This is a genomic window from Arthrobacter sp. PGP41, from assembly GCF_002953935.1.
In the GTDB taxonomy this organism is placed as follows: Bacteria; Actinomycetota; Actinomycetes; order Actinomycetales; family Micrococcaceae; genus Arthrobacter.
In genome coordinates this window covers 2,688,974-2,704,106 of the sequence record NZ_CP026514.1, presented here as the reverse complement: position 1 = coordinate 2,704,106, position 15,133 = coordinate 2,688,974, and the positions used below count along the sequence as shown (strand labels likewise).

General features: G+C 65.6%; 11 protein-coding genes and 2 tRNA genes. 3 read left to right on the top strand and 10 right to left on the bottom strand.

The genetic code is table 11. The features are described from left to right. Positions 1-22: 22 nt before the first annotated feature. A complete protein-coding gene (locus C3B78_RS12325) occupies positions 23-829 on the top strand; it encodes a transglutaminase-like domain-containing protein (RefSeq protein WP_104998328.1) in 807 nt (268 codons plus the stop codon). On the opposite strand, the gene C3B78_RS12320 is transcribed toward C3B78_RS12325, so the two are convergent. From C3B78_RS12320 to bcp, 8 genes are all read right to left on the bottom strand, one after another. Then, positions 826-1,308 carry a MarR family winged helix-turn-helix transcriptional regulator gene (locus C3B78_RS12320; RefSeq protein WP_104998327.1) on the bottom strand — a complete coding sequence of 161 codons (483 nt, stop codon included), beginning with the start codon at positions 1,306-1,308 and terminating at the stop codon, positions 826-828. The genes C3B78_RS12325 and C3B78_RS12320 overlap by 4 nt on opposite strands. Beyond that, a complete protein-coding gene (locus C3B78_RS12315) occupies positions 1,308-2,417 on the bottom strand; it encodes an LLM class flavin-dependent oxidoreductase (RefSeq protein ID WP_104998326.1) in 1,110 nt (369 codons plus the stop codon). Before C3B78_RS12315 ends, C3B78_RS12320 begins: the two co-directional genes overlap by 1 nt. A gap of 126 nt (positions 2,418-2,543) precedes the next feature. After that, a complete protein-coding gene (locus tag C3B78_RS12310) occupies positions 2,544-5,777 on the bottom strand; it encodes an efflux RND transporter permease subunit (RefSeq protein WP_104998325.1) in 3,234 nt (1,077 codons plus the stop codon). Positions 5,778-5,845: 68 nt separating this feature from the next. After that, on the bottom strand, positions 5,846-7,348 hold the full coding sequence (locus tag C3B78_RS12305) for a malate:quinone oxidoreductase (protein ID WP_104998324.1): 1,503 nt from the start codon (positions 7,346-7,348) through the stop codon (positions 5,846-5,848). A gap of 79 nt (positions 7,349-7,427) precedes the next feature. Next, complete coding sequence (locus C3B78_RS12300) at positions 7,428-9,098, bottom strand: ABC transporter substrate-binding protein (RefSeq protein ID WP_199775245.1); 1,671 nt, start codon at positions 9,096-9,098, stop codon at positions 7,428-7,430. Between the two features lie 213 nt (positions 9,099-9,311). Next, positions 9,312-9,986, bottom strand: coding sequence for a fasciclin domain-containing protein (locus C3B78_RS12295; protein ID WP_104998323.1), 675 nt, complete (start codon positions 9,984-9,986; stop codon positions 9,312-9,314). A 232-nt stretch (positions 9,987-10,218) separates the two neighbouring features. Further along, positions 10,219-10,300: transfer RNA gene (locus C3B78_RS12290), tRNA-Leu, on the bottom strand. A 101-nt stretch (positions 10,301-10,401) separates the two neighbouring features. Next, positions 10,402-10,875: a thioredoxin-dependent thiol peroxidase gene (gene bcp, locus C3B78_RS12285; protein ID WP_104998322.1), complete on the bottom strand. Its 474-nt coding sequence runs from the start codon at positions 10,873-10,875 to the stop codon at positions 10,402-10,404. A 95-nt stretch (positions 10,876-10,970) separates the two neighbouring features. On the opposite strand from bcp, the gene C3B78_RS12280 reads away from it, so the two are divergent. Beyond that, positions 10,971-11,429 (top strand): MarR family winged helix-turn-helix transcriptional regulator, encoded by a 459-nt coding sequence (locus C3B78_RS12280; RefSeq protein WP_104999763.1) that lies wholly within the window; start codon positions 10,971-10,973, stop codon positions 11,427-11,429. A gap of 171 nt (positions 11,430-11,600) precedes the next feature. On the opposite strand, the gene C3B78_RS12275 is transcribed toward C3B78_RS12280, so the two are convergent. Both C3B78_RS12275 and C3B78_RS12270 read right to left on the bottom strand, forming a co-directional pair. After that, positions 11,601-11,673: transfer RNA gene (locus C3B78_RS12275), tRNA-Lys, on the bottom strand. Between the two features lie 287 nt (positions 11,674-11,960). Then, a complete protein-coding gene (locus C3B78_RS12270; protein WP_104998321.1) occupies positions 11,961-13,052 on the bottom strand; it encodes a sunset domain-containing protein in 1,092 nt (363 codons plus the stop codon). Positions 13,053-13,317: 265 nt separating this feature from the next. On the opposite strand from C3B78_RS12270, the gene ilvD reads away from it, so the two are divergent. Then, on the top strand, positions 13,318-15,036 hold the full coding sequence (gene ilvD, locus C3B78_RS12265) for a dihydroxy-acid dehydratase (protein ID WP_104998320.1): 1,719 nt from the start codon (positions 13,318-13,320) through the stop codon (positions 15,034-15,036). The last annotated feature ends 97 nt before the right edge of the window (positions 15,037-15,133 follow it).

Here is a 15,133-nt window from a genome sequence, read left to right as displayed (position 1 = left end):
CTGCCGACACCCCCGGAGAGTCATGGAACGCATTGTTTCCGCACGCCTGGTTTTCAGGACCACCGCCAACACCAAGGTGGCCATGGCCGTCGCCGCGGCGAGGAACGACGGCTATTCCTCCTTTGGGGAGAGCCTGTCCATCACAGCCGACGGCCGGCAGGTTCCCGTATCCGAGGTGCCGGACCATCACGGCGGCAGGCTGCACTACATGGAGTTCACTGACCCTGCCGAGGTGACCGTGGAATACTCCGCGACTGTGGCGGGGAAGGCACTGCCCGAGGAAGCCGGGCTGGCCGACCGGATCCGCTACGTCCGGCCCAGCCGCTACGCGGAGTCCGACCGCCTGTTGCCCACCGCGTACGCCGAGTTCGAAGGACTCTGCGGAGGCGAACTGCTGCTCGCGGTCCGGAACTGGGTGAACGGGGAACTCCGGTACATGAGCGGCTCTTCCCGCGGCACGGACGGTGCGGTGGAGACACTCCTCAGCCGCCGTGGGGTGTGCCGCGACTTCGCGCACCTGGCCATTGCACTGCTGAGGTCCAAGGACATCCCGGCCCGCCTGGCGGCGGTGTACGCCCCCGGCCTGAGCCCCATGGACTTCCACGCCGTGGCCGAAGCATACGTGGAAGGCGCGTGGCACGTCATCGATCCCACCGGGCTGGCCCCGCGGGAGTCGATGCTTCGGATCACTGCGGGCAGGGACTCGGCCGACACGGCGTTCCTCTCAACGGTGGGCGGAAGCCTGACGCTGAACCAGATGCAGGTGACAGCCGTGGTCAACGGAGACCTCCCGGTTGAGGATCCCGCCCGCCTGGTGGCGCTGGGCTAGCCGGGTTCCTGCCGGGGCGGCCGCGGCCCCAGGGAGCTCCTGAGCTTGGTGGTGAGCCTGGTCAGTTCCTTCTGCTCAGCCGGTGTCAGGGCCGGACCCAGGACGGCGGAGATATCGCGCACATGCTCGCGCCCGATCTCCTTCTGAAGCTCCCGCCCCTCGTCAGTCAGCTTCAAAAGCACGCCGCGGCCATCCTCTGGTGCCGGCATCCTGGCCACGAGCCCGCGCTTCTCCAGCCGCTCCACCAGCCGGCTCAGGCTGGACTGGCTCAGCAGGACGTTGTCGTTGAGCTCGTTGAGCCGCAGCCAGCCGGACGGGCACCGGGACAGCGTGAACAGGACGTCGTACTCGTTCACCGCGAGCTTCCGGAACGCAGGCCCGGACTGCAGCTTGCGCATCACCGCCACCTGGGCCCGGAAGAGCGACTCCCAGGTCTCTGCTGCGAGGCGGACCGGCGATTCAGGGCTCTTGCCGGCCATCACGCCTCCGCAGCGGACTTCTCGGCGTCCTGCGCTGCCAGCAGCGCGGCAACCCGGCCGGCGTGCGTGGGCGCCTCAGGGACGTGCGCGGGCTTGCGGGCGGCGTACTCCTTGCGCAGGACGGGCAGGACTTCCTCGCCGAACAGGTCCAGCTGCTCCAGCACCGTCTTCAGTGGCAGGCCGGCGTGGTCGATCAGGAACAGTTGCCGCTGGTAGTCGCCGAAGTACTCCCGGAAAGTCAGCGTCTTTTCGATGACCTCCTGCGGGCTGCCGACGGTCAGCGGCGTCTGGGAGGTGAAGTCCTCCAGGGACGGGCCGTGCCCGTACACGGGGGCATTGTCGAAGTAGGGGCGGAACTCCTTGACGGCGTACTGGGAGTTCTTCCGCATGAAGAACTGTCCGCCCAGGCCCACGATCGCCTGGTCCGCTTTGCCGTGACCGTAGTGCTCGTAGCGCTCCCGGTAGAGGCCGATCAGCTGCTGGTAGTGCTCCTTGGGCCAGAAGATGTTGTTGGCGAAGAAGCCGTCCCCGAAGTAGGCCGCGACTTCCGCGATCTGCGGAGTACGGATGGAACCGTGCCACACGAAGGGGGCGACGCCGTCGAGCGGCCGTGGCGTGGACGTGAAGTTCTGCAGCGGGGTCCGGAACTTGCCGGACCAGTTCACCGTGTCCTCGTCCCAGAGCTTGCGAAGCAGGCTGTAGTTCTCGATGGCCAGCTCCACGCCATCCTGGATGTTCTTGCCGAACCACGGGTACACCGGCGCCGTGTTGCCGCGGCCCAGGACCAGGTCCACCCGGCCGTCAGCCAGGTGCTGGAGCATTGCGAAGTCTTCGGCGATCTTGACCGGATCATTCGTGGTGATCAGCGTGGTAGCCGTGGACAGCGTGATCCGCTCCGTCTGGGCGGCGATGTAGGCAAGGGTGGTGGTAGGGGATGAGGAGAAGAACGGCCGGTTATGGTGCTCGCCCAGGGCGTAGACATCCATTCCGATTTCCTCCACCTTTTTTGCGATGGCCACGGACGCTTTGATCCGTTCGTTCTCGGTGGGGGTCCGGCCTGTGGTGGGGTCCGTGGTGATGTCGCTGACGCTGAAAACACCGATTTGCATGATGTGCCTTTCCGTTCCTGGACTGCTGGCTTGCTCCCAGTGTAGTCCGATGTAGATGCATTTGCATCTATCGACGGATACAACGCGTCCGGCGGGAAAATATTCCGGGCGTGCCTTCGGCGCTGCCTATTCGGGGCTGCCGGGCGCAGCGCGCCTGCCGCTGGTTCTTGGCACCATGCCGGTGGTCCAGTCCCTGAACTCCTCATCGACGTCAGCCCCGGGGCCGAATTCCGGCCGCGCCTGCAGCTCCCGGAGCAGCGCCTGCCTCTCGCGGCGGCCCTCCACCAGCCTGTACAGGACAGGCACCAGGACCAGGGTCAGCGCCGTGGAGGAGATGAGTCCCCCGATGACCACCACGGCCAGGGGCTGCGAGATAAAGCCGCCGCCGCCCGTGAGGCCCAGTGCCATGGGGGTGAGGGCGAACACGGTTGCGAGTGCGGTCATCAGGATGGGACGCAGGCGCTGGCGTGACCCGTGCGTGATCGCGTCCGCGACGTTCATGCCCGGCCGTCCGTCGCGCGGTTGCCGGTACTGGTTGATGAGGTCGATGAGCACGATCGCGTTAGTGACCACAATGCCCACCAGCATGAGCATGCCGATCAACGAAGGCAGTCCCAGCGGCACCCCCGTCACCAGCAGCAGTGCAACGGCACCGGTGGCCGCAAACGGCACCGAGACCAGCAGGATCAGCGGCTGGATGAGCGACTTGAAGGTGGCCACCATGATGACGTAGACGATGGCAATTGCCGCCAGCAGGGCGAGCCCGAGCTGCTGGAAGGACTCCTGCTGTTGGGTGGTGGCACCGCCGATTTCGGCAGTGACACCCGCCGGCAGCTGGACTTCTCCGAGCCGTTTCTGGACCTCCGCGTTGACAGCGCCCAGGTTGGAGCCCGACGGCGTCACCGAGATCCGCGCTGTGCGCTGGCCGTTGCTGGCGGTAATGGATACCGGCACCTCCACCTGCTCAACCGCGGCGATGGTGCCGAGCGTGACAGGGCCGCCGGCGGCCGGCAGGGGGATTTGCCGGACGGCGTCGATGCTGGTGAACCTGGTGCCTTTGCCGATCCGGACCGGGAAGTCATCCGTGTCGATCCGGACGGTTCCGGCGGGGATGGGGCTGATGGTGGACGCGAGCACGCCCGCCACCTGTTCCTCGTTGAGCCCGGCGGCGACGGTTTTCGCCCTGTCCACCTTGACCTGGACAACCGGCTGGCTTGCCGCGAGGTTGGTAGCCACCTCGCTGGTGCCCGGTACGCCGGTCATCGCTGAAACCATGGTGTCGCTGGCCTCGCGGAGGTCGGCGGTGGTGGCGGCCTTGAGCGTGATGTCCACCGTGGACGATGTGCCGAAGCCGCCCTGTTGGGTGCCCACCGAGACCTTCCCGGAATCGGGGACCTTCGCCAGTTCGTTCCGCACCGTCTCCTGCAGCCGCGCCTGGTTCGCCGTCTCTTCCGTGACCACCGTAAACGTGGAGTTCGAGGACCCGGTGGAGGTGAGCGCGGCAAACCCGGCCTGCGCGTTGCCGGACGTCACCTGGACGTCCTTCACGCCGTCGATGCCACGAAGGACTTCTTCCAGCCGGATTGCCGCCGCGCTGGTGTCCGCCAAACTGGTTCCGGCGGGCAGCACCTGGCGGACCGTGAGGCTGTTCTGGCCCGAGTTTCCCAGGAGGTTCGTGGCCAGCAGGGGTGCCATGGCCGCCGTTGCGCCCAGCACCAGGACGGCGGCAACAAGCGTGACCACCGGATGCTTCTGGGTCTTGGTGAGGATCGGGAGGTACCCGCGCTGGAGCCGGCTCCGCTGTTCCGCCTCCAGCGCCTTTTTCCGCGCCTCGTCCGCATTGCGGCGGGCAGCGGCTGAACCTGCCGCGGCCGCACCTGGCGCGGCGCCGGTGTTCTTCAGGAACCAGTACGCCAGCACCGGGACGATGGTCAGCGAAACCAGCAGGGATGCGAGCAGCGCCATGGTGACCGTGAGGGCAAACGGCCTGAACAGCTCGCCCGCGAGCTCACCGACGAAGGCAATGGGGAGGAAGACTGCCACGGTGGTGAGCGTGGATGCGGTAATGGCCCCCGCCACCTCCCTGATGGCGGTCAGGATGGCGGTGACCTTGTCTTCGCCGTAGCTCAGGTGCCGCTTGATGTTTTCAATGACCACAATGGAGTCGTCCACCACCCGGCCGATGGCGATGGTGAGCGCGCCGAGCGTCAGGATGTTCAGGGAATAACCGGTTGCGGACAGCCCGATAAAGGTGATCAGCAGCGAGAGCGGGATGGAGACCGCCGTGACCAGCGTGGAGCGGGTGGACATCAGGAAGACAAGGATTACAGCTACGGCGAAACCCAGGCCCAGCATGCCCTCCGTGGTGAGGTCCTTGATGGATTTCTCGATGAACGGTGCCTGGTCGAAGACAGGGGTGAACCTGGCGTTCGAGCCGAGTTCGGCTTCGAGGTCGTCAAGGGTGTCCCGGACCGCGTGCGAGATGCCGACCGTGTCGCCTTCAGGCTTCTTGGTGATGGACACGGCAAGCGTTTCGGCACCGTTGGTCCGGGTGATGGAGGTCCGTTCGTCATCCTTGAGGGCAACGTCCGCCACGGCGCCGATCGTGGCGGCGTTCCTGGCCCCGGCAAGGGGAAGCGCCTTGATGGCGTCCAATGAATCGACCGGGCTGCCGATCTGCAGTGACAGCGTCTTCCCCTGCTCCTCCAGCGTTCCGGCCGGGACCAGCGCGCCGTTATTGGCCATGGCATCCCGGATGGAAGCGATGGTGGCACCGGACGCCGCCATAGCGTCGGGGCGGGGAAGGATCTCGATGTGCTGGGTAGCGCCGCCTGTCACGTCGGCGCCCCGGACGCCGTCGATCTTCTGCAGGCGGGGCACGCTCAGCCGCTGGAGGTCGGCGTTGAGCTCGCTGAGGCCCTTGTCCGAGGAAACCGCCAGGAAAACGATGGGGAAATCATTGATGCTGCCGGCGAATGCCTGCGGTTGGACGTCCTCGGGCAGGGTCCGCTTGGCGTTGGAGATGGCCCGGTCGATCTGGTTCCGCGCCCGGTCCAGGTTGGAACCGTACGTGAACACCATGGTGATCTGGGAGACACCGTTGCGGGACGTGGAGGAGGTGGATTCCAGCCCCTCCACGCCGTTCAGGGCAGTCTCCAGCGGCCTGCTCACCTGCTTGTCCACCACCTCAGGGGAGGCACCCGGCATGGCGGTCAGCACCGTGATCTGCGGGAACTCGATCGACGGGATGAGTTCCTGCTTCAGCGACGACATGGTGATCACGCCGAAAACGGACGCGAAGACTGTGACCAGTGCAATCAGGGCCCGGTTCGCAAGTGAGAGTTGTGCCAGCCGGAACATCGCATGGTCTCCTGAGGGGTTGACTGACTGATACGGACCGGACGTGCCGGCCGCAGGCCCCGGCAGGGTCAGCGGCCGGCGTTAACGCTCTCCAGCTGAAGCGACTTGGCTGTTGCCTTTTCCAGCTCGACGGCCAGCTCCGGGTTCTCGTCCAGCTTTACCCCGTAGCCGGGCATCATGTCCTTGAGCTTGGACTGCCAGCCCTTGAAGTTCCGCGGGAAGGTCTTCTTCAGCAGTTCGATCATGATAGGGACCGCGGTGGAGGCTCCGGGGGACGCGCCCAGGAGCGCACCGATGGAACCGTCACGGCCGGCGATCACTTCAGTTCCGAACTGGAGGATGCCGCCCTTCTGCGGATCCTTCTTAATGATCTGTACACGCTGGCCGGCGGTGATCAGTTCCCAGTCACCGTCCTTTGCCTCCGGGTAGTACTCACGCAGCGCTTCGACCTTGTCGCCGTGGCGTTTGGCCACTTCCTTGACCAGGTACGCGGTGAGGTCCATGTTGTCCTTCGCCACCGCCAGCATAGGAATGATGTTGCCCGGCCTGATGGACCGCGGAAGATCGAGGTAGGAACCGTTCTTCAGGAAGTTCGTGGAGAACCCGGCGTACGGTCCGAACAGCAGCGAACGCTTTCCGTCCACGTACCGGGTGTCAAGGTGAGGCACCGACATGGGCGGCGCGCCCACCGATGCCTGGCCGTAGACCTTGGCACTGTGCTGGGCGGCGATGGCCTCGTCCGTGCAGCGGAAGAACTGTCCCGAGACAGGGAACCCGCCGTAGCCCTTGCTTTCCGGGATGCCCGAAGCCTGGAGCAGGTGCAGGGCGCCTCCGCCGGCGCCCACAAAGACGAACTTGGCGTGGATCTTGCCGTGCTCGCCTGACTTGGGGTGTTTCAGCGAAAGGTTCCAGCCGCCGTCGGACGCCCTGGAGATTCCCGTGACGTCATGGCCGTAGTTGATTTCGACGCCGTTGTTCCCGAGGTAGGTGGTCAGTTCGCGGGTGAGTGCCCCGAAGTCGACGTCGGTGCCCTCGGCGGCGCGGGTAGCGGCGATACGCTGCTTGGGATCGCGCCCCTTCACGATCAGCGGCGCCCACTTGGCGATCTGGCCGTGGTCCTCGGAGTACTCCATGCTCCGGAAGAGGGTATGGGGCTTGAGGGCCTCGTAGCGGGTCCGCAGGAAGCGGGTGTGGCCCTCGCCGATGACGAAGCTCATGTGCGGCACGGTGTTGATGAAGCCCTTGGGCGAGCCGATCAGGTTCCGGTCCACCAAGTGGGACCAGAACTGGCGGGACAGCTGGAACTGTTCATTGATCTGCAGTGCCTTGGAGGGGTCCACTGAGCCGTCTTTGGCTGCAGGGGAATAGTTGAGCTCGCAGAGGGCTGCGTGGCCGGTGCCGGCGTTGTTCCAAGGGCCGGAGCTTTCCAGCCCGGGCTGGTCCAGCCGTTCGAACAGGGAGATGGTCCAGTCCGGCTCCAGCTGCTTGAGGAAAGCCCCCAGCGTGGCGCTCATGATGCCGCCGCCAATCAGGACGACGTCGGCATGTGGGGTCTTGGAAATGAAGGTCACGATCAGTCTCCGATTGCAGCGGCTCTGGCTGTCACAGAATATCCCCGGGCAGCGGGCATACTGAAATTGGGCCGCTCCGTCAAGGCTTTAGTTGCACCTTCGTGAAAACTTCATTTAAGACCGGCGACGCCGGATAGCTCAGGACACGGTCGGACAGGGCCAGGGCGGAGATGGGGAAGGCGACGGGCACAGCGGGGACGGTCGCCGCGATCTGCGCGTTGATGGTGTGATATTGCCCATCCCTTTCCTTCCCTTCCGGCAACCCGCGCGCCCTGTTGATCTTCGAAAACACCTGGGGGTCGTGGTAGCCAAACTCGCCGTTCTTCTCTCCGAAGAGGGGGCCCACGAAGTTATCGGCATCGGAGTAGGAGCCGTTCCAGCCAAGGAGATGGAGCGCGTGGTCCCCGGGGGACTGCACCTTCTGGAGGTAGCCGTCGGACCAGTCCACCGGGACCGGCTGGATGTTGAATCCGACGGCGGTGAGCTGGCGGCTGATCTCTGCGTAGACCTTCTCGGGGGTGGGCAGGTAGGGGCGGGTGACGTTCAGGGGGTAGTAGAACTTGAGTTCCTCGCCGGCGTATCCGCCCGCCTTCAAGTATTCCTTGGCCTTGGCGGGGTCGTGGCCCAACTCCGGGGCCTCGTTGTTGAATCCGCTGATCTTGGGCGGCACGAACTGCGTGGCCTTGGCCGTGTTGTCGATGAAGAACCGGCGGATCAGGGTCTCCTTGTCGATCGCCATTTCGATCGCCTGGCGAACCTTCAGGTTCTGGAGCACGGGGACGTCCTGGTTGATGCCCACGTACATGACGGAGAAGGGGTCACGCTGGACGATCTGCTTTCCGCGCTTGACCAGTTGGTCGAAGTTGCCCACCGTCACGGCGTCGTAAGCGTCGATCCTGCCGTCGAGGAGGGCCTGGAGCCTGGCCTGCGGGTGGTCGTAGGAGACGAAGTTGATGGTGGAAATTTGCCCGCGTTCGCCCCAGTAGGACTTGTTGGTGGCCAGCGTCACGCTTCCCTCGTCCCAGGAGGAAAGGCTGAACGGCCCGGTCCCCACCGGCTTGGTGCCAAAGACGGAGACGGGCTGCCCGCCGCGGCTTTGGTCAAGGACGTCGGCACTGCCCGCGGCGAGGGCGGCCGGGGAGGCCATGGCAAAGGCGGGGAGGGTGAGGGCCTGGAGGAAGGCGGTGAACCGCTGGGTAAGGTCAATCCGCACAGTGTCCGCTGAGAGTGCGGTGCAGCTTTTGAAGATGGAGAGCTCCGGCTCGTCCGAATGCGCCTTGAAAACACCCTTGAAGGCTCCGCCCGGAGCCTGCCGCCTCAGCTCCGCGGAGAAGGCGAACCAGCGGTTGAAGTTGAAGCAGACGGCCTCCGCGTTGAACGGGGTCCCGTCCTGGAAAACAACGTCGGTCCGGAGCTTGAAGGTATAGGAACGGCCTTCGTTCGATTCAGTCCACTCGGTGGCGAGCAGTGGCGTGGGCTTGCCGGTGATTTGGTCCACGCCCACCAGCCCTTCGAGGATCTGGCGGGTTATCCGCTGGGACTCGACATCGCTGGATAGTGCGGGATCCAGGCCCAGGGGCTGGGCAGCAGTTCCAAAATTGAAGGTGGCGGCGGGCTCGGCGGCCGCGGATGTGCTGGGGGAGTCCGACGAGGGCGAGGGGGCGGGGACGGCAGTGCAGGATGTCACGCCCAGCGCCAGGAGGACAGCGCCCGTCTTGATGACTGTCCGCCGCGAAGTACTGCTGGGCACTCGTTTATCACCTCTGGATCTTGCCGGCGCCGCCGCGTGCGGACCGAAGCCCAGTCTAATAGACGCCACCTGCAGGGCCCCGGCGCCGCCGGGTGTTCCGCCGGCGGATCCGCCCGGGGAGCCGCAACACAAGGGAAGCCGGGGGCCATCCTTTCGGACGTGCCCCCGGCTTCGCTGTTGACGCGGGCACGTTCGGCTGCCCGCACCTGGTGGCTACTTGGGCATCAGCACCGAGTCGATCAGGTAGACCGTTGCGTTCTTGGTCTGGACGCCGCCGCAGATCACGTTGGCGTCATCAACCTTGAGCTGGTCACCGCTGCCCGTGACAGTAACTGAACCGCCCTGGACCGTAGCGTGGGTGCCTGCGATCTTGTCCGGAGTGATCTGGCCCGGAACCACGTGGTAGGTCAGGATCTTGCTCAGGAGGGCGTCGTCCATCTTCAGGGTTTCGATGGTGGCGGCATCGATCTTGGCGAAGGCGTCATCCACCGGCGCGAAGACCGTGAACTCTCCGCCGTTCAGCGTGTCCACCAGGTCAACCTTGGGGTTCAGCTTTCCGGAAACGGACGCGGTGAGGGTTGTCAGGATCGGGTTGTTGGACGCTGCCACGGCCACGGGATCGAGGGCCATGCCCTCAACGGAACCTGCGCCCGACGGCACCTTTTCGGCGTAGCCCGCGCAGCCCGGGCCAACCAGGTTGGCCGCCGGATCCATGGCCGCAGCGGAGGAGCTGGCCGACGGTGAGGGCGCCATGCTCGTTGCCGCCGGCGATTCCGCGGGAGCGGAGGAGCCGGACGTCGATGCTGAACCGCCACAGGCGGTCAGGCTGAGCAGAGCTGCTGCTGCAACGCCTGCGACGGTGAAGGTTGTGCGCTTGATGGTCTGCATTTCGGTTCTCCCTTGGATTGTGGCGTCTGCCCGCCGCGGACATGCTGCCTACGGCGTCGTTCGAATCTTGCTGGTGGGCACCTGCCCTTGGCTGGTGTCTCACTGGGTATTCGGCCGGGGACGGCACGCGGATGGGTGTGTTCCAAGGAGTTTTTTGTGGCGGGCCGGCTAACGAGGTGCCGGGCCTGCTTAACGGCAATGGTCCCCCGGCCACAGCCGGGGGACCACATAGTGCGCAAGGGGGGACTTGAACCCCCACGCCCGAAGGCACAGGAACCTAAATCCTGCGTGTCTGCCAATTTCACCACTCGCGCAGGGCTTCCTGCCGCCGTTTCCCTTTTGGCAGGGCCCGGCGGCGGATGCCAGTGTCCATTGTAGCGCCGCCACGGCACGGTCCTGGCTCAGCGCCGCATGGTCAGGCGTCGAGGTTCAGGTCCCGCCGCAGTTTGGCAACATGGCCCGTGGCCCGGACGTTGTACTGGGCCAGGGCAACTTTGCCCTCCCGGTCCACCACGATGGTCGAACGGATCAGTCCCTCGTACGTCTTGCCGTAGTTCTTCTTCTCGCCCCAGGCACCGTAGGCCTCCGCAACCGCATGGTCCGCGTCCGAGAGCAAGGGAAAAGTGAGCTCTTCCTTCGCCGCGAACTTTGCCAGTTTTTCCACCGGATCGGGAGAGATGCCCAGCACGTCATAGCCGGCCGACTGGAGGGAGGCAAGGTTGTCGCGGAAGTCGCACGCCTCCTTGGTGCACCCCGGTGTCGCGGCTGCCGGGTAGAAGTACACGATGGTGTGGCGGCCGGGGCGCCCGGACAAACTGACGTGCGCACCGGAAGAGTCCTTCAGTGTGAAACCGGGTGCGTCGTCTCCGGTTACGAGTCTGTCAGCCAATGTTTTTCTCCTTTTCGCGGGCGGGACACACCAGCCTAGTAAGGGCAGGGAACCAGTGCTAATCGGCACTTGGCTATACTTGCTGCATGCCTGATATGGATCACTGGCCCACGGGGCGCCTCTTGTCCACTGCCGCGCGCCTCGTTGAACACTCCTGGAACGAAAAACTTGGTGCCATCGGACTCACCCATGCGGGCGTCATTGCCATCGAGGTTCTCGATGCGCAGGGCCCCATGACCCAGGCGCAGCTTGCCCAATACGTTCGTGTCCAGGCGCAGACCATGGGGAAGACGCTCAGCCGCCTTGAGTCCCACGGCCACATCGTCCGCGTCCGCAGCACGTCGGACCGCAGGAGCCACGTGGTGTCCCTCACCGAGCAGGGCAAAGAAGCTGTCAAGGCTGCGGTGGAGATGGAACGGTCGGTGCTGGCGTCAGCATCAATTGATCCGGACCTGCTGCGCCAGGAACTCCAGGCCGTCGTACGCGAACTCGCCAGCCAGTTTGCCACGACCCCCAGCACCGCCACCGGCGCGCTGGTGGAGAACACACCCTAGAACTGTGGCGCCGGAATGATCGCCGGCGAGCAAGCGTGACTGCGGCCTCCCGGGGCCGCCGTCACGCTCTTTTGTTGCCTGCGCGGTGGCCAGGGTCCGAAAACAAGCGGGGACACAACAAAACAGCCTCCTGCTTGCGTTTCCGCGAGCAGGAGGCTGTTTTCCCAATCGTGCACCCCCCGGGACTTGAACCCGGAACCCATTGATTAAGAGTCAATTGCTCTGCCAATTGAGCTAGAGGTGCATCTTTTTTGCTGTGATCACCGGGCTTTTCCTTCCCGGTTGATCTCCGCAACGACATGAAACTCTACACGAACTTTTTGCGCATGTGAAATCGGGGCGGACGGCAGGACCAGGATCGCGGGGGAGGGTGCGGAACCGGCACGAACTCAGGGTTTTTGTTGTTGGTCAGGAGCCGGAATCCGCCCTCCGGCGTCCTGGCGACGTTGCGGCTACTGCCGCGCCGGCGTGTGAAATGGGCCACAGGGCAGCAGGGGCCAGGTGGTAGCGGCGTGGTCGCCGGAGCGTCCCCTACTGGAGCCGCGTGCGTCGGGGAACCCGGAAGCCCGCGGCCTCGGCATGGGCGGCCGACTCAAACCAGACCTCAGCCCGGGCCTGCTCATATTCGGGATGCCCCTCCTCGTAATAGACCATGGTTCCGGCGTCACCCTTGACCGTGTAGCCGGCCGGTCCGCTGCCGTCCGCTCCCGCGGCCGCTGAGCCCGCCCCGTAGGGTTCGTCCGCCGCCAGGTGTCCCGCGGGTTCCGGTGCTGCTTCGGCCGGGGACTGTTGCGCGTGGTCTGCTCCGTTTTCAGTCAGGGCGGAGGACTGGGTGCGGTCCGCCGTTTCTGCCGCGGGCGCGCTGTCGGGAACGACGGCGGCTGCGGGCGTTGTGGGCGCGTCACCACGGCCAGGCTGACCGCCGGCGGCAGCGGCACTCGCAGTACCACCTGCAGTACCGCTTTCAGTACCTGCACCCGCCGGCGTTGAAGCCCGGCCCCCCGCACCGCCGTCGTCCATGTCCTCCACCGCCGCCGTCTCAGCGCCCGGGAGGGTGGGGGCGTGCGGCTCTGTGTATTCAGGGTGATGGACCGGCCGTGAAACCGGTGCCGTTCCAGCCGGCTGGCCTGCCGGCGCCGCTGCTCCCGGCTGGTCCGCCGGTGCCGGCGACGAGGCTTCCTCGGACGCCGCACCGGTCCCGGCCGGGCCTTCCTGCAAAGGACTTTCCTGCGGTCCGCGGTGCGAAGTTCCGCCGGCTGCAACGGCGGGGGTGCCCGAGGCCTCGGACCATTTGGTTTCCCACTCATCCTCGTCCTGGCGGCGGCGCTCGTCCTGGCCGGATACCGGCGGGGCCGCAGCCGATGCCGCGGTATCTGCGGGTTCCTCGGCGGTGGTCGGCGCTGCAGGTTCGGCCGGACGCCCGAAACCTGCTGCACCGGGAAGGCCGGTGGTTCCGGCTGCTTCAGCAGAGGCTGCGGCGCTTCCGCCCGAGAGTGCTCCGTCGGTGCGCGTGCCCCCGGCTCCGGACGACCCGGGAGACTTGGATGCACTGTTGCGGTTCAGCAACCACCACACAACGCCGATGATGACAATGATCAGAATGATCCAGAAAACGAAATCCATGGCAGGCCCTTCAGTCCGGATGGCAACGTGTCTTTTCCTGACGCTACGTCCGGCGGCCACGACTGTCCAGATCGACGGCGGTGGCTGTTGTGCGGCGCGGGGTGTGGGAGACGCCCGTGAGCCAGCGCCAGGCGGGACGGGCCTCAAGCGTGTTGTCTCACTATGCGAGATGGCAGTTCATGTCCGGCCTTGAGTTTCAGGCTTTTGGTATCCGGGGGCGTGGACCTGTCGTGCCGGTGTACAGCCGAGCCCTAGACTTTCCCCTATGAGTGACGCCCAGATCGCAACCGAGAACAAGCCTGACATCAAACCCCGGAGCCGGGTCGTAACGGATGGAATCCACGCGGCTCCCGCACGCGGCATGTTCCGGGCGGTAGGCATGGGAGACGACGACTTTGCCAAGCCCCAGATCGGCGTCGCCAGTTCCTGGAACGAAATCACCCCCTGCAACCTCTCCCTGAACCGGCTTGCGCAGGGCGCCAAGGAAGGCGTCCACGCCGGCGGCGGGTTCCCCATGCAGTTCGGCACCATTTCCGTTTCCGACGGCATCTCCATGGGCCATGAGGGCATGCACTTCTCCCTCGTGTCACGCGAAGTCATCGCCGACTCCGTGGAGACCGTTATGCAGGCGGAGCGGATTGACGGTTCGGTCCTGCTGGCCGGCTGCGACAAGTCCCTCCCCGGCATGCTGATGGCAGCTGCCCGCCTGGACCTGTCCAGCGTCTTCCTTTACGCCGGTTCCATCATGCCGGGCTGGGTCAAGCTTGAGGACGGCTCCGAGAAGGAAGTCACCCTCATCGATGCTTTCGAGGCCGTTGGTGCCTGCGCCGCGGGCAAGATGAGCATGGAGGACCTGACCCGCATCGAAAAGGCCATCTGCCCCGGCGAAGGCGCCTGCGGCGGCATGTACACCGCCAACACCATGGCCTGCATCGGGGAGGCGCTGGGCATGTCCCTGCCCGGTTCGGCCGCCCCGCCCTCGGCAGACCGCCGTCGTGACGAATTCGCCCGCAAGTCAGGCGAGGCAGTGGTCAACCTGCTCCGCCAGGGCATCACTGCGCGCGACATCATGACCAAAAAAGCGTTCGAGAACGCCATCGCCGTCACCATGGCCTTCGGCGGCTCCACCAACGCCGTGCTCCACCTCCTGGCGATCGCCCGCGAGGCGGAAGTTGAGCTGACGCTGGATGACTTCAACCGCATCGGCGACAAGATCCCGCACCTGGGCGACCTGAAGCCCTTCGGCCGCTACGTCATGACCGACGTGGACAGGATCGGCGGCGTGCCGGTGATCATGAAGGCACTGCTCGACGCCGGCCTGCTGCACGGCGACTGCCTCACCGTCACGGGCAAGACCGTGGCGGAAAACCTCGACGCCATCAACCCGCCGGATGTGGACGGCAAGATCCTGCGCGCGCTGGACAACCCCATCCACAAGACCGGCGGCATCACCATCCTGCACGGCACCATGGCGCCCGAAGGCGCAGTGGTGAAGAGTGCAGGCTTCGATGCCGATGTCTTTGAAGGCACCGCCCGCGTTTTCGAGCGTGAGCAGGGTGCCCTGGATGCGCTGGATAACGGCCGGATCCACGCCGGGGACGTCGTCGTTATCCGCTACGAAGGCCCCAAGGGCGGTCCGGGCATGCGCGAAATGCTCGCCATCACGGGCGCCATCAAGGGTGCGGGCCTGGGCAAGGACGTCCTGCTCCTCACTGACGGCCGGTTCTCCGGCGGCACCACGGGCCTGTGCATCGGCCACGTCGCGCCGGAAGCGGTGGACGGCGGCCCGATCGCCTTCGTCAAGGATGGTGACCGGATCCGCGTGGACATCGCAGCCCGCAGCTTCGACCTGCTGGTGGACGAGGCGGAGCTCGAAGCCCGCAAGGCGGGCTGGGAGCCGCTCCCGGCACGGTACACCAAGGGCGTGCTCGCCAAATACGCCAAGCTGGTACACAGTGCCAGTACGGGCGCATACTGCGGGTAGCGCCCGTATGTTGGCGGCCATCCCAACTAGGTAGCGCCAAGTGTCGTTTTGGACGTTCAAAACGACACTTAGTGCTACTTAGTTGGGGGAGCCTGCC